The organism is Flavobacterium sp. N1736, from assembly GCF_025947065.1.
Taxonomy (GTDB): domain Bacteria; phylum Bacteroidota; class Bacteroidia; order Flavobacteriales; family Flavobacteriaceae; genus Flavobacterium.
Genome location: NZ_CP109994.1, coordinates 1,059,672 through 1,081,173, shown reverse-complemented (window position 1 = coordinate 1,081,173; position 21,502 = coordinate 1,059,672). Strand labels below are relative to the sequence as shown.

Here is a 21,502-nt window from a genome sequence, read left to right as displayed (position 1 = left end):
TGCCTTTTAAACAGAAGAAAATCTAACAACTACAACACAAATAATTTTTTAAATTGAGTCAGAAAAAAATAAAAAAAGCAGCAAGACAAATACATTTGTGGTTAGGTTTAGCAACCGGAATTATTGTTTTTATTATCAGCATAACCGGATGTATCTATGTTTTTGAAGAAGAAATAAGAAATGCTGTAAGTCAGGAACAATTAAATATTCCCGTACAGCAAAAACCATTTGTGGGACTTGAAAAAATTGTCACGAATTTTAAAAAAGAAGTTCCGAAAGGAAAAATAACTTCCATAAAAATAAACGAAAAAGAGCCTAACGCTTGTGTTGAATTAAATACCAAAAGTAAAAGCTACTATTTTAACCCTTACGACGGTACATTAATCAATCAGGAAAAACAGGATTGGCTCGTAACCGTTAGAAAACTCCATACCAGTCTGCTTTTGGGCGAAACCGGAAGCTTTATTCAGCGTTGGTCTGTAGTTATTTTTGTATTGATGTTAATTACCGGAATTATTATTTGGTTTCCCGCTCAGATGAGATCCTTAAAACAATCATTAAGCATTAAATGGAAAGGCACAGCTAAAAGAATTAACTACGATTTGCATAATGTTTTAGGTTTTTACGCTTCTTTTATATTGCTGATTATTGCGCTTACAGGTTTGTTTTTTGCTTTTAAAGAAGTTAAAAATACAGCCGCTTTTTTATCCGGTTCTGAACTTACAGACGGAAAAAAAGTGGATTCAAAATATGTTGAAATAAAAGAATCACTGGGCAAACGTTACGATCGTATTTATAAAACAGCAAAACTGCAATATCCCGGAGCGGTTTTGATAACTTTTTCTATTAAAAAAACGGGAGATCTCAGACTGCGAATGTTATATCCGTATAATTGGTCGCGCAGGCAAAACACGTTTTATTTTGATGCCAAAACAGGAAAACCGCTTCGTTACAAACTTTATAAAGATTTTAATAACGCCGACATAATCGAAGCCAGTAATTATGATGTTCATACAGGTCGTTTTTTTGGATATTTCGGAAAAATTATTGCCTTTTTAGCAAGTTTAATAGCCGCAAGTTTACCTATTACAGGATTTATAATCTGGCTTAAAAAGAATAAAAAGAAAAAGAAATCACCTAAAAAAGTGCGAGTTTAACCGCAAAGTACGGTAAAAAATTTTCACGCAGATTTTAAAAAGATTTAAGCAGATAATTTGAGCAAATCTTTAATTAAAAAAAATCTGCTTAAATCTTTTTAAAATCTGCGTGAAATAATTTACAGCAAAAAACTTTGCATCATTTATACTTTTTTTCCATAAAGCAAAAGCCTTTTAAACGAATATATCGCAGGAAGTTTAGGAAAATCAAGCGCAATTCTCTCCTTATATGTTTTGATAAAAAGTTCTTTTTGCTCCCCTTCCAGCCTTTCTATATAAGGAATCAATGCAGATCCTGAAATAAAATTATAAAGCGTATCGTGATCATTGGCAATAATGGGATATACTTTTTGCATGATCTGAATATCTTCGAGTCCGCCATCAAAAAGTATTTGCGCATAAGTATCAATACTCAAAACGGGCGAATCTCTTTTAAAACCGTTTAAATAAGACTTAAATGGTTCTTCATCGACTAAATCAGAAAGAATTTTATTGAGTTTATTTTCCGGCTGAACAGGCATTTGTACCGCAAATTGCCCTTTTGAATTAACCAATTCGATCAATTTAGTAAACAATATTTCATGATCATCCGACCATTGCAAAGCGGCATTACTAAAAATTAAATCCCATTTTTCGCCAGAGTCAATGGTTTGTTCTGTAGTTGCTTTGCGAAAATGCAAATTATCCGTTTCCAGAGATTTCGACTGTTCCAGCATTTCATCAGAAGAATCAACTCCCAAAAAAATAGCTTCCGGAAATTTATCGGACAAAATAGCCGTTTGTTCGCCTGTTCCGCAACCTAAATCAATGGCTTTCATGAATTCCATCGGCTTAATAAAATCGATTAAATCATAAAAAGGCTGATAACGAATGTTTTTGAATTTGTTGTAGATGTCGGGATTCCAAGGCATTTTGTATTGCTTTTAATTGTGTTATTAGCTAAGATATAAAATTATTTGCTCTTTAATTTCTTTATCACTTCCTTCCCATTTTCATTATTCGGATTTATAGTAATTGATTTTTCATAATTTTCAATTGCCAAAGATTTCTGTCCATTTATCATATAGGCTTCTCCCAAACTATCATAAACATTAAATGAATTTGGATGTAATCTAACATTTTCCTTAAAAAATGCTATCGCCTCTTCAATATGTTTAAAACGAAGCTGCTGATAACCAGACTGATTTATAAAATCTTCCGTGGGATTTATGGTGTAACCAAATTCTTTGGACAATTTTTTAAAATGATTTTCTATGTCTGTATATAAAATTTTATTTGGATTAAGAAAAGCTTCAGTATGCCAATTACGGTAAATAAACCTAAGTCCGTCGTACATACTTTTATAAGGTACAGAAAAATGATTTTCTTCTTTGTATTCTTTATAACTCCATTCAAAAGATTTTGGAGCAGACATTTTTAATTGTTTCGTTAGCAAATCAACCGCTTGTGTATCTTCATTGGCTATAGTTACAAAAATCTTTCTCGAAAGCTGTTTATTTTCTTTAAGATAAGAATTGAAATCATCCATTACTTTCTCTCTGTTTTTATCACCTGTCAAAGCCGGGCTAATAACGATTAAAGCCTGAAATAAGTCTGGTGATTTTTCGTTTGCATAAATTCCAAAAAGTCCGCCCAATGAATGCGCTTCAAGAATTCGATAAGGCTGAGTCCTGTAGTTTTTATCAATGTACGGCACAAGTTCGTCTTTTATAAAACTTAGAAAATTGTCTGCACCATTTTCTTTTAAATCAAATCGTGGTGTAAAATCCCTGCCGCGTTCTGTATTTGGAATTGCTACAATAATCATTTTTGAAATAAAATTGGTCTCAAAACCAGAAAGAAAATCGACCATTTCAGAGACATATTTAAAATGACTTCCACCGTCAAGCAAATAAAGAATCGGATAAGTATCTGTTGAAGTTTTGTATTCCGGAGGTGTATGAATCCAAATTGTCCTGTCTTCGTTGATCGCTTTAGAATGAATTAAAATCTGTTGCTGATTGGCCGAAGGAATTGAGTCAATTATTTGTCCTACTGCATGTTTTGGAAAAAGAAATAAAAATATTCCACAAACATAAAAAGTAAATTTATAAATATCTTTTTTCATATTTTGTATTTCATCTAAACGAAAATACAATAAAATACTATAATTTTTATAAGAAAGAAATTGAAATACATAGTTAACTTTGACATTCTAATCTAAAAACCTCAATATGAAATTGACCATTGCATTTTGTTTACTCTTTGTTTGTTCGTTTGCTTCCGCGAAAAAAAAGGTAGAATCAACCGTTGACAAACGAGTAGAATTGCTAAGTATCGTGTTCCGACTTGCCGGAAATCCCGAATATAACATGAAATTAGCAAAGAATTATGTAGCCGATATTCATTCGTATTTTGATGTTTATAAAAATGATCCTCTTATCGCCTACGCAAAAGAACTGGCAGACAAAAAAAATATAGGTTTTTCAAGAGTGATGTATCTTGCTGTAAATTTGGAGCTTACAAATAATAAATTTGTCTTTATAAAAGAATCCGAAAGTTCGTTAACGGATAAATGGGACATGGAAGATGCCGTAAAATTTGTTGCACTATTAAATGACTTTTATGAGCGATCTAAATTCGATATTTTTTTTAAGGAACACGCAAAACTTTACGCCGAAGCTACAAAGCAATTTAATCAGTCTGTTACAGAATTTGATCAGCAATGGTATCTGGATTATTACGGAGATCAGGATGTTGACTATAAAGTAATTATAGGACTTAGTAATGGAGGCGCCAATTATGGACCAAGCGTAAAACCGGTTAGCAAAAAGAAACTGGTGTATGCCATTATGGGTTCGTGGACTTTTGATGAAAACGGCAAAGCTTTATTTCCTAAAGATGTTTATTTATCTTATTTAATCCATGAATTTAACCATTCTTTTGTCGATCATTTATTAGAGGATAAAAGCATTGAAACCCAACTTCAGTCAAGCGGAGAAATTTTGTTGGAAAGAGAAAAAAACAGCATGAAATCTGAAGGTTACGAAGAATGGCAAAGCGTGATAAATGAATCGATAATCAGAGCTTCGGTGGTTCGATATATGATTGATCACAAAAATAAAGAAGAAGAAATTCAGGAAGAAACTCAAAAACAAATGAAAAAAGGTTTTGTGTGGACAAAAGATCTGGTTTCACTTTTAGGAGAATATGAATCTTCAAGAAATACATATCCAAACTTTAAAAGCTTTTATCCTAATATGGCTGTCTTTTTCAAAACTAAAACGCAATAAATGGTAATTCATTTTGCCACAGATTATCAAAATGACAATAGTAGCTAAAAAACAAAACCCGACAGGTTTTAAAAACCTGTCGGGTTTACTAACGATAAAATTAAATATTAAGCCGGAATAAGGTTTGTTGTAATCCCAATTCTGTTCCAGGCATTAATGGTAATAATAGCCAAAATTACTTGTGCAAGGTATTTTTCGTCCAAAACTTTTGCTGCTGCTTCATAAGTTTCATCACTTACATGATTGCTAATTAAAGTAACTTCTTCTGTCAGCGCTAAAATGGCACGTTCTTCATCGGTAAAAAATGGCGTGTCGCGCCACGCGTTTAAAGCATAAATACGTTGTTCTGTTTCACCTGCAATACGCGCCTCTTTTGTATGCATATTGATACAAAAAGCACATCCGTTTATTTGCGAAGCCCTAATTTTGATCAGTTCTTTATGCGTGCGTGTTAATGAAGTGCTTTCAATAAATTTTTCAAGTCCAAGAATTGCGCTATATCCTGCAGGCTCTACTTTGTCAATGTGAATTCGTGTTTTCATTTTTAAAATTTTATGTGATTATTGTTTATTTAAATTAATTATGTTACGTATTTCTGTATTTTTCCAAAAGAAAATTAAGATTTTCCAATTCCTCGAATGTCAGATTTTGAGATAGTTTTTGCTCGTAAATGTGTATTACGGGTTTTAAATCTGTCAAAACTTCAACACCGGATTTTGTTATAAATACATCTATCTTTCTTCGGTTTTTACTACAGACTTCACGCGTTATATATCCCTTTAAAAGCAATTTATCTACCAAACGAGTCGTATTGCTTGCCTTTGAAATCATTTGCTCCTGAATTTCAAACATATTAAGCGGTTTCCCGTTTTTGCTTCTTAGAATATTCAAAACATTATATTGTTCCGGAGACAAATCGTATTTCTTTAAAATCTCATTAAAATTTTCGGTCAGCAAATGGTGCGTATAAATGATATTCAATAAAGCCTTTTTATTTAAAGACAATACCGTTGCTGTTTTTATAACATTTTCTATTTTCATTTTTGCAAGTACAAAATTTACGGATATAAATGTTTTCCAATTAAGGAGATATGTGCAGGTAGAATAAGTAAAACCCGATTGTTTTTAAGATGTGTTCATTTCTATTTCTTTTGAGCAAAATTAGAACAACAATCTGGGTGTAAAATATGCCAATTTTAAAATAAAGACTAGCCCAGAAAATTTACTGGGTTACCCTTTTAAGAATATCCAGTGCTTTCACCATTTCCTTTTCGTCAAGAGAAGCAAAACCCAATCGCATCGCATTGGCAGCGAAAGATTCGTTTTTGTAAAAATTTCCATTGTCTATAGAAAGTCCGTTTTTTAGAGCGTTTTCAGACATTTTTATTAAATCAATTTTAGAATCAAATTTCGACCAGATCGCAAGTCCGCCTTCGGGCATTTCAAATTCAATAACATCTTTAAAGTCAGATTGCAGTATATCACAAAAAAGATTTCGACGCTGTTTGTAGATTTTTAACGATTTACGAAAATGTCTTTCCATTTCACCATTATTAAACAATACAGAAAATGCATCTTCCAGAAGCGTATCGCCCTGTTTGTCAATCAATCCCCTTAAAGAAGCCACAGCATCAATAAATGCTAAAGGTCCCGTCATAAAACCAATTCGTAAAGCCGGCGCAAATGTCTTGGAAATAGAACCAATATATATGACATTATGATGATGATCGATACTCGCAAGAGGCAAATACGGTTTATTCTCGTAATGATAATCAAAATCATAATCGTCTTCAATAATCGCAAAACGGTATTCTTTGGCAAGGGTTAATAATTTTAACCTGCGTTCCATACTCAGCGTTACCGTTGTTGGAAAATGATGATGCGGAATAATGTAAACCGCTTTTATTTTTTGCTTTTGCAGTATTTCCTCCAAATAATCAATATCCATTCCGCTGGCATCAACAGGAATACGAATTAAACCCGCGCCGGAATATTTGAAAGTATCATCGGCAAAACTATAATTTGAAATTCCTACAGCGACAGTATCGGAGGTATTTAAAAGCAATTGTGCCGTAAGGTAAATTCCCATCTGGCTTCCTTTTGTAATCACGATATTTTCAGAAGAAACAGCTAAGCCCCTGGTATTCAAAAGATAATTTGAGATAGAAACCCGAAGATGTTCTGATCCTTTTGAACTTCCGTATTTAAGGAAATTTTTTCCGTAAAACTTCTTCGAAAGACTTCGATATTCACGCATAAGCTGATCTACCGGCGCCAAACGTACATCAGGAAAACCATCGTCTATAGCAAGACCGGATCTTTGAAAATTCCTGCCCGGACCTGCATTTTTAAACTTATTAGTCCACAAAAAAGATTCTTGTTTACCGGTATTTTTATTCGTTTCAGGAAGTTTATTTTTTGAAATTACAGGCAGTTTCGAAAGTACAAAAACACCTTTTCGCTCTACAGATTCTGCCCAACCCTGACTAATCAGTTCTTCATAAGCCAATTTTACCGTATTTCTGTTAATACCAATTAATTCTGCCAGAATACGCGAACTTGGCAATATGTCTGAAGGCTGCAATGTACCGTTGGTAATCAAGGATATAAAGCTGTTACATACCTGAATATAAATAGTAACGGGAGCGTTTCGATCAATTTGAATTAATGATTTATAAGGTAGCATCTGGGCTGTAGTTTTTATAAAAATTGGTATACAAATTTAATCCAAAATGACGATACTTTTGTAGAAAATTATTAAAAAATGAAAAACATATTAGTCATTAATTCAAGCGCAAGAACGCTTAATTCTAAAAGCAGAAATCTTACTGAAGTATTCGTTGATCACTGGGAAAATACGCAAAACAATGCCATTATCAGGTTTCGTGAACTGGGAAATAATCCTGTTTCTCACATCAGTGAAAACTGGATTGCAGGAGCTTTTAAACCTGAAAATACAAGATCTGAAGACGAGAAAAAAGCGTTGCAGGAAAGTGATATTTATATTGCAGAATTGCATCAGGCGGATATTATTGTTATTGGCGCGCCAATGTATAACTGGTCAATTCCAAGTGCCCTAAAAGCGTATATCGATCAGGTTTTAAGAGTAAACGAAACCTGGAAACTTAATCCTGATAATGTCGAAAATCCATACATTGGATTACTCGAAAACAAAACCGTTTTCTTGTTGCTTTCAAGAGGTTCCAATGGTTACGAAAAGGGAGAATTTAACGAACACATGAATTTTCAAAGCAATTATTTAAAAACGGTTCTCAATATGATGGGAATTCATAATATTCATATTGTGGCTGTTAACGGATCATCGCTGGATCAGGAAATATTGAAACAAACTACAGAAAATGCACATCAAAAGATAAAATTTCTTATTGACAGCGAACTTTTTTAAGGCTTTAACTTTGATAAATAAAATACAATAATGAAAAATAATGTACTTAAAGGAAGTCTTTATGTTGCACTTGGCGCCACAAGTTACGGCATGCTCGCCACTTTTGTAAAAATAGCATATAAAGAAGGTTTTACTACCGCCGAAGTAACAATGTCACAATATTTTCTTGGCTTTCTGGGACTTTTAATCCTAAATTTATTTCGCAGAGAAAAATCGGTAGCAAAACCCGAAACTTCAGGATTAAAAAGTGTTTTTAAATTGATACTTGCAGGAAGTTCATTAGGATTAACGAGCACTTTTTATTACCTCGCCGTTCAATATATTTCGGTAAGCGTCGCCATTGTATTATTAATGCAAACCGTTTGGATGGGCGTTATTTTTGAAATGCTGGTGCATAAAAAAATGCCGGAAATGCGTAAAATTATTTCTGTCTGCATCATTTTGGCAGGAACATTACTTGCCACTAACCTGCTTGAAGAATCAGTAATTATAAACTGGAAAGGATTTGCATTCGGTATTTTGGCTGCGATGTCTTATACGGCAACCATGTATTCATCAAACAATGTCGAACTCCATTTTCCTGTACTAAAAAGAAGCCTTTTTATGATTTTGGGAGGATGTATTGTGGTGGCTTTTATTTTTTATTCGTCCATTAATTCCCAATTTTCGTTTGCTATTTTTCTGCGTTGGGGAATCATGCTTTCTTTGTTTGGAACCATACTTCCGCCGTTGCTTTTTACCAAAGGAATGCCTTTAACAGGAATGGGTTTAGGCGCAATTGTTGCTTCTGTCGAAATTCCCGTTTCTATAGCAATCGCATATATTGTACTTGATGAACCTGTCGGTTTTCTGCAATGGATTGGTGTAATTTTGATTCTCTTCGCCGTTGTTTTAATGAACCTTCAAAAAAGATAAAACCAAGTAAAATAAGAAAATAAAAAATCCAAATTCCAACGCATATTGGAATTTGGATTTTTTATTTTATTTAGAATTTCCTTTTAATTATTTCACACTAACAGTTGCAAGATGCACCGCTCTGTATCTGTTGAAAACGATAAAAATAATACCAATAATAAAGATCAGTGAAATGTTTGTTAACCCTAATAAAAACTGACTTTTAACGGCGTATAAATTAACAAATCCGTAGCTGAATATTGAACTTACCATATATGTTGCACCGCCTGTAAGACCGCTTGCAACACCTGCATTTTTAGAAAAACGGCTTAAACAATACCCATAAATAATATTAAATATAAAACCGCCACACATATTAATTCCCATTGTAAAAGCGATTAAAGTATAAATATTACTCGCTATCGAAGAAGTAAAAATCATAAGTAAAACCAATGTTAACTGCACAGCAACTGCAATTGTTACTTTTTTTACCAAAGGTTTATGAATAAGAGATTTAGCAGTGATTCCGCCCATCATAACCGCTAAACCGGACAGTAAAGAACTGTAACCTGTAGTAATTGCCGAATATCCAAATACGCGTTCTACAATAAACGGACTTGATAAACTATAAACTACAACGAGACCAAAACAAATACCCAAAATTATAATTCCTAAAGTAAAATCAGCTGATTTTAAGATACTTGAGTACGTTTGTGCAATAGACTTTAGTTTAAATTCATGAAAGTATTTTAAAGATTCTCCGCTATACAAAAGCTCAAGAATTAAAAAAACCAATGATAATCCGCCAAGGAAATAAAAGTTTGATCGCCAGCCAAAACTGTTTTCTAAATATCCTCCTAAAAACGGCGCCATAATAGGTGCACAAGCCCAGATAATCGAAAATAAACTAATGTAGCTTTTTAGTTTTTCTCCGGAATAAAGATCAACAAAATAGGCTCGTTTGGCAATTACAATAAAGGCAATGGCGATTCCCTGAATAATTCGCATGGCATAAATAACATAAATATCCGGCACCAATGCGATAACGAAACTGGTTAGTGAAAAAACGGCAAGCGACGCAATACTAATTTTAAAACGTCCGAAACTATCCAGAATACTTCCTATAAAAACCTGGCTTATACCAAGACTGAACATAAAAAAAACTAACGAAAGCTGAATTGCTCCTGCCGAAACATGTAAATCTTTTGCCATTGCCGGAAGCGATGGTAAATAAATATCTGTTGCAAATCCCGATAACGGAATTAATGCAAACGCTAATTTGGTGCTAAAACCCTGATGGTTTTCTTGTAAATTTCTCATTTTCTTAAATTAATTAGTAACACAAAAGACCGATCGGTCTAAAATTTTGTAAAAAAATATGGTTTTAATTTAACCATTTTGCTATATTATTTAACACATAGAAACATAGTTTGTATGACGTAAAAAGGCGTTTCACTTTTATAAACAAATCCCGACGCTTCGGGACTATGTGTGAGAAACTTGTTTCTTTTTATATTCTTTATTAATTTCAAAATAAAAAACTATGTTTCTATGTGTTTAAAAATAGATTCAATAATAAGGCTTATAAAACATAACTTTCAAATTCTTCTTTTATACTATCCAGAATAATCATCATTTGTTGATTATTTCCTAATACTTTTCGACACAAAATACCGCCTTCGATCATGGCAAAAACTTTTATGCTAAAATGTTCCGGATTTATCGCTGCCGATAATTCATTATTCTTAATTCCGTCTTCAATTATGGTGTAAAATCTTTTTTGTGCAGAACCAATAGCGTTTTTTACCTGCTCTTTCATAATAGGATTTGTATCATCTGCTTCTGCACCAAAATTTAATATCGGACAGCCATCCAATAAATTTTTATCATTTTCATAAACGCTCAACAAATTATAAAGTTTGGCTTTTGCCGATGTTCCCTGCGTTACAGCTTCGTTTAGTTTGCCTCCTAATTGCGCTCTTAGATATAAAAATGATTCTCTGCAAATTTCCTCTTTACTTTCAAAATTGCCGTAAATTCCGCCTTTTGCCAGCTTTGTAGCCTCCATAATATCAGTCAATGAAGTTCCTGCCATTCCTTTTTTATTAATTATAGGAGCCGATGCTTCAATAATAAATTGTCTGGTGCGTTCTGCTTTACTCATGATTTCTAAATTTTACACTGCAAATATAAGACCGATCGGTCTAATTATCCAAGTATTTTAACTTTTATTTAAATAAGGAGTCAGTTTGCATTAGTTTCATGGTTTTGAATTGCCGTTGGTTTTAACCAACGGTTGAAGGATCAAAAAAGAAATGGCTTTAGCCAAAATGATGGCAATATTTGGCTAAAGCCGGAAAAGCATTATTATGATCACCGTTGGTTAAAACCAACGGCTATTCAATAAATATGTTGACGTTATCTTTGTCAAAGTTTAAAACTTTGACAAAGATAACGCCCGCTTTTGTCATCCCGAGGAACGAGGGATCTTCACAAGTAGCTCGACAATTTATGTACATTTTGCATTAGTTTCTTGGTTTTGAATTGCCGTTGGTTTTAACCAACGGTTGAAGGATCAAAAAGAAATGGCTTTAGCCAAAATGATGGCAATATTTGGCTAAAGCCGGAAAAGCATTATTATGATCACCGTTGGTTAAAACCAACGGCTATTCAATAAATATGTTGACGTTATTATTTTATTTCGGAAAATAATTCCCTTTCATTATAAGTTTTACAGATCCTATAACAACACCCAAAACTAAAATATTCGTAAGGCAAAAAACAATAATAGCGGCAACAGAAACAGCATAATCATTTGTTTTTAAGGCAAAAAGTGATAAACCTTGCGATAATGTTGCGATTCCAAAAGTATACGCCCAATATCCCGGAGCAAAAGCTTGTTCTTTTAACCATTTTAGAGAAAAAGATATCGTTACAAAAATAAATAATGCATAACCCATTAAAGCATAAGCAATTGAAATATTCATAGTTTCTCCCGATAACACCTGATACGCAACAAATAAAATCACTGCCGGCGCCATATAAATTCCCATAAAATTTCTGGTTTTAACGCCAAGACCTCCTACCGTTAATTGCTGTGTAATTACAGAATCCATTATAAGCCAGGAAATAGTGCCTATTCCCAAAAGTAAAAAACCGTAATGATTGTATCCTAATAAACCGGCAACTAAGGCATTAACCAAAATACTTGCTGTAAAAGTCAAAAATAATGATGGAGTCGTTTGCTCCTGCTGGCGATCTTGCGTCCATAAAGTTGAAAGTCGGTAAGCGCCATAAATAAGATTTAATACAGAACCAATCCAGAAAAAATAAATAGCGGTCTTCGTATTATAAGGATGAATTGCCAATGCAACTAAAATTATCGATTCGGGAATCAGGGCTAAAAAAGAAGATTGTACCGGATCGTTAAATTCTGTAATGGCAGCTTTTCTGTGCTGAATCCATTTATTAATAAAAATGAGCAGCCACCATACAAATGAAATTACGGCTAATGCTTCTAAAATTTCTCCAATATACGACGGAAGATTCCAAAGAGAAGTTGCGTTTCTCCATGCATTTCCGGTTTCTGCCAGTCCTAAAGTCATCGCAAAAAAAGATGCTGGTGCCAGCGGTAATGCAATTTTTTGCACTCGGTACTGCTCTTGTTGTGTTGTGTTGCTAACAATTTTGTCCATAATTAAAATATTTGATTTAACTTTGAGCAAAATTATACTGATTTAAAGGTTTTTAAACTGTAAAATTATTCGTTAATTTAGTAATATTCTGTTATGGCAAATACTAATTTATATCTTCCGTACGAAATCATATTTAAAAATATTGAAGAACCTTTGCATACTGAAGTAGGTAATAATTTCTTCGAATTAATTTATATTATTTCAGGAACAGGAGTCCAGATTATCAATGAAAACAGGCTTTCGTATCAACCCGGACATCTTTTTTTGATCACTCCCGATGATTCACATTCGCTTGAAATAAATAGTCCGACTCAAATATTTTTGCTGCGTTTTACGGATATTTACATAAAAAACAGCCCTTTAACTTCCGGCAGTCTTTATAAACTCGAATATATATTGCAGCATGCGCATCATCAGCCGGGATGTATACTGAAAAGAATAACAGATAAAAATTTGGTTCATCCTGTTATAGAGGCAATTAAGCATGAATATCAAAATCCTACGCTTTATAACACAGAACTTATTCAATTATTAATAAATACTTTGATTGTAATCATTGCCAGAAATATATCGGAATACCTTCCTGAAAACATCAACAAACAATCTGACGGAAAAGCACATAATATTCTCGAATATATTCAAACGCATATTTATGAACCTGAAAAATTAAGTATTACAATAATGAGTGAAAAGTTTGGAATTTCTGAAACATATCTTGGGCGTTATTTTAAAAAACAGGCAAACGAAACGCTACAGGATTATATTTCGAAATACAGAATTAAACTGGTAGAAAACAGACTCTTATATAGTGATTTACGAATTGGTGAAATTGCAAATGAATTGGGTTTTAATGATGAAAGTCATTTAAACAAAATATTCAAAAAACATCGCGGCACTACTCCATCTGCATTTAGAAAATTTCCCGTTTCAAACTAATATCCTGACGCTTTTTTATTTATTTAAGATTTATCTTAACGTTCAGAAAACAGTAGAAATAACAACCCATAAGATTTTTTTTACACCCCGGCAATTCTGCAAAAAAAAAAGTAAATTATAAAGATTTAGTAATGTAAATCAAGACATATTTTGTTTAGATTTACGACCGAATAGACCCCAAATTATATTCCAATACAGAATGGCTTACAACACAAATGATCTGATGCGATTTTTAGACGCACAAAATAAATTGTATTTAGTTGCACTTGCAGAAATTAAAAAAGGAAAAAAAGAATCGCCGTGGATCTGGTTTATTTTTCCGCAAATAAAAGGTCTGGGATCAAGCGATACTTCGAAATTTTACGAGATCAAAAATGCCGACGAAGCAATGGCGTATCTGGAACATCCCATTCTTGGAAAACACCTTCTTGAAATTACTAAGGAACTCATTAATACTAATGAAAAAACTGCCTTGGAAATTCTTGGTCAGGCAGATGCCGAAAAATTAAAATCAAGTATGACTTTATTTGCCAACATTCAAAATACAGAACCCGTATTTGAACAGGTTATTAATAAGTACTTTGACGGTTCGTACGATTTTCATACGATTCAATTATTATATAGCAATTTATAATTTCTTCTTTTTAGAATAAATTTTACCGCAAAGTGCGCAACGTTTTTTATGCGGACTTTGCGGTTAAAATTCTCACATCACAAAATTAATTACATCTTATTCTTTATTATTTGGAAATATTCTAAATAAGCAATAACTTTCGCCCTTGAAATTCCTAAGCAGAAATTTCAACAGAAAAATACCATTTGCTTATACTTTTAATATGAAAAAAATACTTTTTGCAGCCATACTTTCTGTATCGTTGTATGTAAACGCCCAGCAAAACAAGCTTCTGGATGCTAATTTCTGGAAAACATCTCCGGATTTTACCCTTGTAAAATCTGAAATTGAAAAAGGAGATAATCCAACCGAATTAAATCAATTTGCATTTGATCCAACCGTTTTAGCGATCAATAATAGCGCTTCAAACGAAGTTATAAAGTATTTAATCGAACTTCCGGGCAACGGAATTAAAAAAATCACACACGACGGTCGTATTTATTTACACTGGGCAGCTTATAAAGGTAACGCTGAAATCGTACAATATTTAATTGCAAAAGGTTCTGATATTAATTTTGAAGACAGCCATGCCGCAACCCCAATTGCATTTGCAGCCGGTGCGGGAATTGTAAATCCTGCAACTTATGAGGCGTTTTTTAAAGCCGGAATTGATCCGAAAAAGAAATACGACGGCGCGAGTTTATTATTACTTTCCATTCCAAATGATAAAGATCTTACCACTACAAGTTACCTCGAATCAAGAGGTTTATCCGTTAAAGATGTCGATAAAAATGGTCAGACCGCTTTTGATTATGCTGCAAGAGCAGGAAATATTGCCCAGCTGAAAACACTTGTAGAAAAAGGCGTAAAATATACGGATAACGCCATTATATCTGCCGCTCAGGGAATGCGTCGAAGCGCAAATCCTATCGAAGTTTATCAATATTTGGTAGACGATCTTAAATTAAAACCTACGGTTACAGCTTCAAACGGACAAACGGTGCTTCATATATTGGCACGAAAAGAAAAACAGTCTGAAATCGTTGCTTATTTTATCAATAAAGGCGTTGATGTAAGCAAAACCGATAAAGAAGGAAACACTGCTTTTATAGTAGCAGCGGAAGGAAAAGATCTTGAATTACTGCAAACATTATTGCCAAAAGTTAAAAATATAAATGCCGTAAATTTAAAAGGAGAATCTGCGTTAACACAAGCTGTAAAAGGCAGTTCGGCAGAAATAGTATCTTTTCTTTTAAGCAAAGGTGCTGATGTAAATATAAAAGACAATAACGGAAATGATCTTGCTTTTTATCTTATAGATTCTTTTAAACCAGCAGGTCCGGCGCCACAAAAAGACGATTTTTCAGATAAACTGACAGTGTTAAAAGATAAAGGAATTAATTTTGCTGCGCCGCAAAAAGATGGAAACACGGTACTTCATACAGCGATAATTAAAAACAACATTCATTTGTTAAAAAATCTGGAAGGACTTAATGTTGATCTAAATGCTAAAAATAAAGAAGGATTAACCGCATTGCACAAAGCCGCAATGGTTGCAAAAGACGATTCTGTACTAAAATATTTAGTAGCCTTAGGCGCTAAAAAAGACATTAAAACCGAGTTTGATGAAACTGCCTACAATTTGGCAAAAGAGAATGAAGTTTTGAAAAAAAATAATATATCCGTTGAGTTTTTAAAGTAAATAATTATACATGAAATCATTATCTAAAATCTGCCTTGTGGCAGCATTCGCGTGCCTGTTCTCATTTCAGGCATCTGCACAAACTGACAAATACAAATGCCTTTTGCAAATGTCCAATTATGTGGGCGAAGGCGCTTATATAGTAGTATCGCTTATTGATCCAAAAGGAGAATATGAAGAAACATTGTCTGTAATGGGCGATGATAAAAAATGGTATAAAAGCATTAAAGAATGGTATAAATTCTATGCTAAAAAACCGGATATCAGCGCAAAAACAGGCGCTTCTGTAACCGGAGGCGATCGTAGTGTAACAACATTTGAAATCGATGCTTCTAAAATTAATAAAGGTTACAAACTACGTTTTGAAACCGCTGTAGAAGACCAAAAATATCATGTAACCGATGCCGAAATACTCTTAACTACAGAAGGAATTGCAGAGAAAGCAGAAGGGAAAGGGTATATTAGATATGTAAAAATCAACAAGATATAAGCCAAAAATAATGACATTATCCGTTTGGAGATACGCGCATTTAAGTCTCGCTGTATTTTCTTCTCTATTTCTAATTTTGGCATCAGTTACAGGAACTGTACTTGCCGTAGACGCTGCACAGGAGAAAATACAGCCTTATAGCGTACCAAATTTTGGTGATTTGACGGTTGCACAAACACTTCCCACATGGCGTAAAAACTTTATGGAAGTGACCGAAATCAGCATTGATCACAATAAATTTACAACACTAAAAGGTCTTGATGACGACGGTAATGATATTGACGCATACATAAATCCAGAAACGGGAAAAATTCTTGGCAAACCCCAAAAGAAAAGCGATTTTATACAATGGGTAACCTCCCTGCATCGTTCTCTTTTTTTGCATGAAACAGGACGGTTTTTCATTGGTGTAAATTCATTTTTACTTTTCCTGATTGTACTTTCCGGTATTGCATTAGTTGTACAAAGACAAAAAGGCTTTCGCCGATTTTTCTCTAAAATAGTCAAAGATAATTTTACCCAATATTATCATGTTGTTTTAGGAAGATTAATGCTAATTCCTATTTTTATAATTGCACTTTCCGGAACCTATCTTTCCCTGTTGCGATTTAAGGTTTTCACCGAAAAACCAATTCAGCCCAAAGAAATTCAGGCAAATACAAAAGTTTCAAAACAACAGAATATTGCCAATTTTGATATTTTCAAAAAAACCAAACTGTCTGAAGTTCAAAAAATAGAATTTCCTTTTGATACCGAAGATCCCGAAGAAGTTTTTATACTAAAACTAACAGATCGCGAACTTAAAGTAAATCAGTTTACAGGACAAATCGTTGCCGAAACGCTTTATCCTGCCACTATTTTATTCGAAAATTTAAGCCTTGATCTCCATACCGGACGTGCCAATATTGTTTGGGCAATTGTTCTGGCACTTGCGTCATTAAATATTATGTTCTTTATTTATTCGGGATTTTCGATGACATTTAAACGCAAAGAAACCCGAATTAAAAACAAACATAAAGCAAAAGACAGTCGTTTTATTTTACTCGCCGGATCAGAAAACGGAAGTACTTTTCGTTTTGCAAATGCCATTCACACGCAATTAATTGCCAACGGATATTCTTCGTATTTGGGAGGATTAAATCAATATGCGGCGTTTCCGGAAGCAGAACATATTATTATCTTCACTTCTACACATGGTTTGGGCGATGCGCCTTCAAACGGAGGTAAATTTTTATCACTTATAAATCAATATCCACAAGGAAAAAAAGTCAATATTTCTGTCGTAGGATTTGGTTCTAAATCGTATGCAGATTTTTGTGGTTTTGCCAAAGAAATAGACAACCATCTTATAAAGCAAGCCTGGGCAAACAGAATTTTAGATTTACATACAATCGATGATAAATCGCCTGCACAATTTACAGATTGGGTAAAAAACTGGAATCAACAAACCGGAATAAATCTGGCGACTGCTCCCGCAACTTATGCGCAAAAGCCAACCGGTTTGCAAAAAATGATCGTTACAGAAAAAACAGTATTATCTGAAAAAGACCATACTTTTATGCTGACTTTACGTTCGAGAAAAAAAATCAAATTTACTTCGGGCGATTTACTGGCAATTTATCCTGACGGAGATGGCAGAGATCGTTTTTACTCCATCAGCAAAAGCAACGGCAATATACAATTGGTGATCAAATTACATCCGCATGGTTTTGGCTCCCGATATTTATACAATTTAGAATCTGATTTTGTGATCAAAGCGAGAATTGTTCATAATGAGGCATTTCATTTTCCTAAAAAAACTCAAAAAGTAGCGCTGATCGCCAACGGAACGGGAATTGCCCCATTTCTGGGAATGATTGAAGGAAATAAAAATAAAACAGAAACGCATTTATATTGCGGTTTTAGAAATGAAACCGAAGCTGTTATCAAATACAAACAATTTGCAGAAAGTCAAATTCAGAACGAAAACCTGAAAAGTTTTCACATTGCTTTTTCGCGTGAGCAAAACCAATGTTATGTTATGGATTTGATACAAAAAGACGCTGATTTCTTTGCCAATTTATTAAAAGAGAACGGAAAAATCATGATCTGTGGTTCGCTTGCCATGCAGCAAGATGTCGAAAAAGTATTGGAAACCATTTGCATGGAAAACAAAACTGATCTTGCGCATTATAAAGCCAATAAACAAATACTTGCAGATTGTTATTAGTGATTTTGAAAATATTTTTTCTCGCAGATTTGGCAGATTGAGCAGATTTTATTGTAATGTTAAAGTTTAGTTTGTCATTTCGACCGAAGAGAGAAATCGCACAAGGAACTCCGCAATCAAAATCGTCAATCTTTGTCGAGTATTAGTGAGGTTGCTTCGTTCCTCGCAATGACAAACTAGCAAAAGATTAAAAAATAAAAAAATAAAATCTGCTCAAATCATTTTAAATCTGCGTGAAAAACAAATAATTATGAAAAGCAAATGCCCAACATATCTCAAATTTTTCGCAACCGTTTTTTTAACGATATGCTGTTTTATAGCAAATGCACAAATTTTACGCAAAAGAACAACACTCCTTATGGGCGGTCGTTTTGACATTACTATTGTTGCCAAAGATTCTCTAACCGCAGAAAATTCGATAGATACCGTAATTGCAGAAATTACAAGAATAGAAAACCTAATTTCTGACTGGAAACCCACTTCTCAGGTATCTGAAGTAAATCGAAATGCCGGAATTAGTCCCGTAAAAGTAGATCGTGAGGTTTTTGAATTAACACAAAGAGCACTTCAGTTTTCTAAAATTACAAACGGCGGTTTTGATATTAGTTTTGCCGCAATGGATAAAATATGGAAATTTGATGGATCGATGACTACAATGCCAACAGAAGAAGCAATTAAACAATCTGTTGCAAAAGTAGGCTATCAAAATATTATTCTTGACAGCGTTCAGTCGACCATCTTTTTAAAACTAAAAGGAATGAAAATTGGTTTTGGCGCTTTAGGCGAAGGTTACGCAACAGACAAATGCAGAGATATGATGTTGCGCCAGGGCATAACTGCAGGAATTGTAAACGGATCTGGCGATATGACGGCGTGGGGAAGACAGCCTAACGGCAAAGACTGGAATATTGGTATGACAAATCCTTTTGATACTAATAAACTTTTTGCTGTTGTACCGTTACAGGATGGCGCCGTAACAACATCTGGAAGTTATGAAAAATATGTGGTTTTAAACGGAAAACGCTATTCTCACATTATAAATCCTGCAACAGGATATCCGTCTACAGGACTTTGCAGTGTAACTGTTTTTGGACCAAATGCCGAAAAAGCAAACGGTTTTAGCACTTCATTAATGGTTTTAGGCAAAGATGCCGGATTAAAATTAATCAATCAATATCCTGATTATTCCTGTGTTATGATTACGGATAACGGAAAAATCATCAAATCGAAGAATTTTAAAATTGCTAAATTTCATCCTAAAATATAAGTGTAATCCCTACGGGATATTTTATTTGGGGTAAATCGCGTTTTGTTACCAACATTTAAATCCTGGCGGATTATTTTATCAATGATTTTATTTGATTTTTTTTAAAATAAAACATCTCAGATGGAATCCCTACGGGATATTTTGTGTGGGGTGGAATCGCGTTTTGTTACCAACATTTAAAATCCTGGCGGGTTATTTTTTGCATTCTTTTTTATAAAATCAAAAGCTTTATTTGCGTTAGTGATATTGTTATTTTTCTATCACCGAAGTATTTGCAATAAATAAATTAATATCAAGATTCCGTCTTTTCTCATTTTATGTCATTGCGAGGAACGAAGCATCCTCACTAAAACTCGACAAAGATTGGCGACATTCTGTGCGGAGTTTCTAGTGTGATTTCTCCCTTCGGTCGAAATGACAAAAAGTATCATTGAAGTGACAAACAGTATCATACAAATGACAAACAGGTATGATTCAAATAACAAACATTACGTTTAATCATTACTTAAAATCTCGCAAGATCAGACTAACTCAACAACAAAAAATCATATCTCGGAGAGATTAAATATTGGTAAAAAATCATTTACACACACACAATTTTGTCCCGTAGGGACTACACTTCTATCAATGCGGAATATAAATATTAAATTTCGCACCTTTCATAGGTTCACCGCTTGCGTTTATAAAACCGTTGTGATTTTCTACAATTTTCTTCACAATTGCAAGACCTATTCCGGTTCCTTCGTAGACATCTTTGCTGTGTAATTTCTGGAAAACGCCAAATATTTTTTCGTTGTGCTGCGCATCAAATCCAATTCCGTTATCACCAAAACAAATATGACAATAGTTTACATTTGGAGATAATTTTTCCTCCTGCAATTCAAAACCTTTAGCAATGCGGCTGGTTATTTCAATTTGCAAAGGCACATCAACTTTAGCAAATTTAATTGCATTGTAAATTAAATTCTCTAATAATTGTATAAACTGAAACGGAATTATACTCGCCGAACCGTGCAAATTGGTTATAATTGTTGCCTTTTTTTCGGTTATATTTTCATGCAATGCCTCTTTTACATCAGCAACGATCGCATTAAGATCAACGGTTTCAAAACTTCTTTCGACAATTGTGGTACGCGAAAAAGTAAGCAAACTGTTAATCAATTCCCGCATTCTGTTAGTCGAATATAGAATTCTGTTGAATTTTATTTTACCATCTTCAGATAAATTTGGGTATTCGTTTGAAAGTATAAGATTCGTAAAAGTCTGGATTTTTCTTAAAGGTTCCTGAAGATCATGACTCGAAATATAGGTGAACGCATCAAGTTCAGTGTTTTTCTTTTTGAGTTCTTCGGCATGTTTTTCGATTGCAGCATATTGCGCTTCAAGCTTGGTATTTGCTTTTAAAATTATTTCGTTCAAAGCTCTGCTTTCTTCTTCTTTTGCCTGCAATTCCTGATTTTTCCTGAATAATTCGGTAAAAACCATCACTTTCGCCTGCAAAATTTCGGGAGATAAAGGCTTAATCATATAATCTACCGCACCAGACTGATATCCTTTAAAAATATATTCGTTGGTATTCATGTTCGCAGTCAAAAATATAATCGGAACATGTTTTAATTTATCGCTTTGGCGTATTAACTCGGCTGTTTCAAAACCATCCATCAACGGCATTTGCACATCCATTAATATGATGGCAAAATCCTGATTTTTCAAGAGGATTCGCAAGGCATCTTTACCGGAAGATGCCTCGACAAATTTATAACCTCTGTCGGCCAGAATTACCTGTAATGAGAGCAGATTTTCTTTTTTGTCATCTACAATCAAAATTTTGATCGGATTATCTGCAATTATACTTTTCATT

19 protein-coding genes are annotated in these 21,502 nt (G+C 33.7%); 10 read left to right on the top strand and 9 right to left on the bottom strand.

Annotated elements, in window-relative coordinates; genetic code table 11:
- The first annotated feature begins 53 nt into the window (after nt 1–53).
- Complete coding sequence (locus OLM54_RS04695; protein ID WP_264537441.1) at nt 54–1,157, top strand: PepSY-associated TM helix domain-containing protein; 1,104 nt, start codon at nt 54–56, stop codon at nt 1,155–1,157.
- Nucleotides 1,158–1,300: 143 nt separating this feature from the next.
- On the opposite strand, the gene OLM54_RS04690 is transcribed toward OLM54_RS04695, so the two are convergent.
- Both OLM54_RS04690 and OLM54_RS04685 read right to left on the bottom strand, forming a co-directional pair.
- A complete protein-coding gene (locus OLM54_RS04690; RefSeq protein ID WP_264537440.1) occupies nt 1,301–2,068 on the bottom strand; it encodes a methyltransferase domain-containing protein in 768 nt (255 codons plus the stop codon).
- A gap of 41 nt (nt 2,069–2,109) precedes the next feature.
- Nucleotides 2,110–3,264 carry an alpha/beta hydrolase-fold protein gene (locus tag OLM54_RS04685; protein ID WP_264537439.1) on the bottom strand — a complete coding sequence of 385 codons (1,155 nt, stop codon included), beginning with the start codon at nt 3,262–3,264 and terminating at the stop codon, nt 2,110–2,112.
- Nucleotides 3,265–3,370: 106 nt separating this feature from the next.
- On the opposite strand from OLM54_RS04685, the gene OLM54_RS04680 reads away from it, so the two are divergent.
- Nucleotides 3,371–4,429 carry a DUF4932 domain-containing protein gene (locus tag OLM54_RS04680; protein ID WP_264537438.1) on the top strand — a complete coding sequence of 353 codons (1,059 nt, stop codon included), beginning with the start codon at nt 3,371–3,373 and terminating at the stop codon, nt 4,427–4,429.
- A 107-nt stretch (nt 4,430–4,536) separates the two neighbouring features.
- Here OLM54_RS04680 and OLM54_RS04675 read toward each other — a convergent pair whose 3' ends face one another.
- The 3 genes from OLM54_RS04675 to OLM54_RS04665 form a co-directional block, all read right to left on the bottom strand.
- A complete protein-coding gene (locus tag OLM54_RS04675) occupies nt 4,537–4,971 on the bottom strand; it encodes a carboxymuconolactone decarboxylase family protein (RefSeq protein ID WP_264537437.1) in 435 nt (144 codons plus the stop codon).
- A gap of 43 nt (nt 4,972–5,014) precedes the next feature.
- The gene (locus OLM54_RS04670; protein ID WP_264537436.1) at nt 5,015–5,470 is read right to left on the bottom strand and encodes a MarR family winged helix-turn-helix transcriptional regulator; all 456 of its coding nucleotides are present in this window, start codon (nt 5,468–5,470) and stop codon (nt 5,015–5,017) included.
- A 181-nt stretch (nt 5,471–5,651) separates the two neighbouring features.
- Nucleotides 5,652–7,115: a PLP-dependent aminotransferase family protein gene (locus OLM54_RS04665; RefSeq protein ID WP_264537435.1), complete on the bottom strand. Its 1,464-nt coding sequence runs from the start codon at nt 7,113–7,115 to the stop codon at nt 5,652–5,654.
- Between the two features lie 78 nt (nt 7,116–7,193).
- Between OLM54_RS04665 and OLM54_RS04660 the strand changes: the two genes are divergently transcribed.
- On the top strand, nt 7,194–7,835 hold the full coding sequence (locus OLM54_RS04660; RefSeq protein ID WP_264537434.1) for an FMN-dependent NADH-azoreductase: 642 nt from the start codon (nt 7,194–7,196) through the stop codon (nt 7,833–7,835).
- A gap of 30 nt (nt 7,836–7,865) precedes the next feature.
- Nucleotides 7,866–8,750: a DMT family transporter gene (locus OLM54_RS04655; protein WP_264537433.1), complete on the top strand. Its 885-nt coding sequence runs from the start codon at nt 7,866–7,868 to the stop codon at nt 8,748–8,750.
- 87 nt (nt 8,751–8,837) lie between these two features.
- On the opposite strand, the gene OLM54_RS04650 is transcribed toward OLM54_RS04655, so the two are convergent.
- The 3 genes from OLM54_RS04650 to OLM54_RS04640 form a co-directional block, all read right to left on the bottom strand.
- Nucleotides 8,838–10,049 carry an MFS transporter gene (locus OLM54_RS04650; RefSeq protein WP_264537432.1) on the bottom strand — a complete coding sequence of 404 codons (1,212 nt, stop codon included), beginning with the start codon at nt 10,047–10,049 and terminating at the stop codon, nt 8,838–8,840.
- Between the two features lie 262 nt (nt 10,050–10,311).
- Nucleotides 10,312–10,893 carry a TetR/AcrR family transcriptional regulator gene (locus tag OLM54_RS04645; RefSeq protein WP_264537431.1) on the bottom strand — a complete coding sequence of 194 codons (582 nt, stop codon included), beginning with the start codon at nt 10,891–10,893 and terminating at the stop codon, nt 10,312–10,314.
- A 532-nt stretch (nt 10,894–11,425) separates the two neighbouring features.
- A complete protein-coding gene (locus tag OLM54_RS04640) occupies nt 11,426–12,424 on the bottom strand; it encodes a hypothetical protein (RefSeq protein ID WP_264537430.1) in 999 nt (332 codons plus the stop codon).
- Nucleotides 12,425–12,517: 93 nt separating this feature from the next.
- Between OLM54_RS04640 and OLM54_RS04635 the strand changes: the two genes are divergently transcribed.
- The 6 genes from OLM54_RS04635 (at nt 12,518) to OLM54_RS04610 (ending at nt 19,641) form a co-directional block, all read left to right on the top strand.
- The gene (locus OLM54_RS04635) at nt 12,518–13,360 is read left to right on the top strand and encodes an AraC family transcriptional regulator (RefSeq protein WP_264537429.1); all 843 of its coding nucleotides are present in this window, start codon (nt 12,518–12,520) and stop codon (nt 13,358–13,360) included.
- A gap of 199 nt (nt 13,361–13,559) precedes the next feature.
- Entirely contained in the window at nt 13,560–13,994 is a 435-nt protein-coding gene (locus OLM54_RS04630; RefSeq protein WP_264537428.1) for a DUF1810 domain-containing protein, read from the top strand.
- Nucleotides 13,995–14,196: 202 nt separating this feature from the next.
- Nucleotides 14,197–15,675, top strand: a complete 1,479-nt coding sequence (locus tag OLM54_RS04625; RefSeq protein WP_264537427.1) for an ankyrin repeat domain-containing protein — start codon at nt 14,197–14,199, stop codon at nt 15,673–15,675.
- A 10-nt stretch (nt 15,676–15,685) separates the two neighbouring features.
- On the top strand, nt 15,686–16,165 hold the full coding sequence (locus OLM54_RS04620; protein ID WP_264537426.1) for a DUF2271 domain-containing protein: 480 nt from the start codon (nt 15,686–15,688) through the stop codon (nt 16,163–16,165).
- A gap of 10 nt (nt 16,166–16,175) precedes the next feature.
- On the top strand, nt 16,176–18,374 hold the full coding sequence (locus tag OLM54_RS04615) for a PepSY domain-containing protein (protein WP_264537425.1): 2,199 nt from the start codon (nt 16,176–16,178) through the stop codon (nt 18,372–18,374).
- Nucleotides 18,375–18,624: 250 nt separating this feature from the next.
- Nucleotides 18,625–19,641 carry an FAD:protein FMN transferase gene (locus OLM54_RS04610; protein WP_264537424.1) on the top strand — a complete coding sequence of 339 codons (1,017 nt, stop codon included), beginning with the start codon at nt 18,625–18,627 and terminating at the stop codon, nt 19,639–19,641.
- A gap of 624 nt (nt 19,642–20,265) precedes the next feature.
- Here the strand turns inward: OLM54_RS04610 and OLM54_RS04605 are convergent.
- The gene (locus OLM54_RS04605) at nt 20,266–21,501 is read right to left on the bottom strand and encodes a response regulator (RefSeq protein ID WP_264537423.1); all 1,236 of its coding nucleotides are present in this window, start codon (nt 21,499–21,501) and stop codon (nt 20,266–20,268) included.
- Between the last annotated feature and the right edge of the window lies 1 nt (nt 21,502).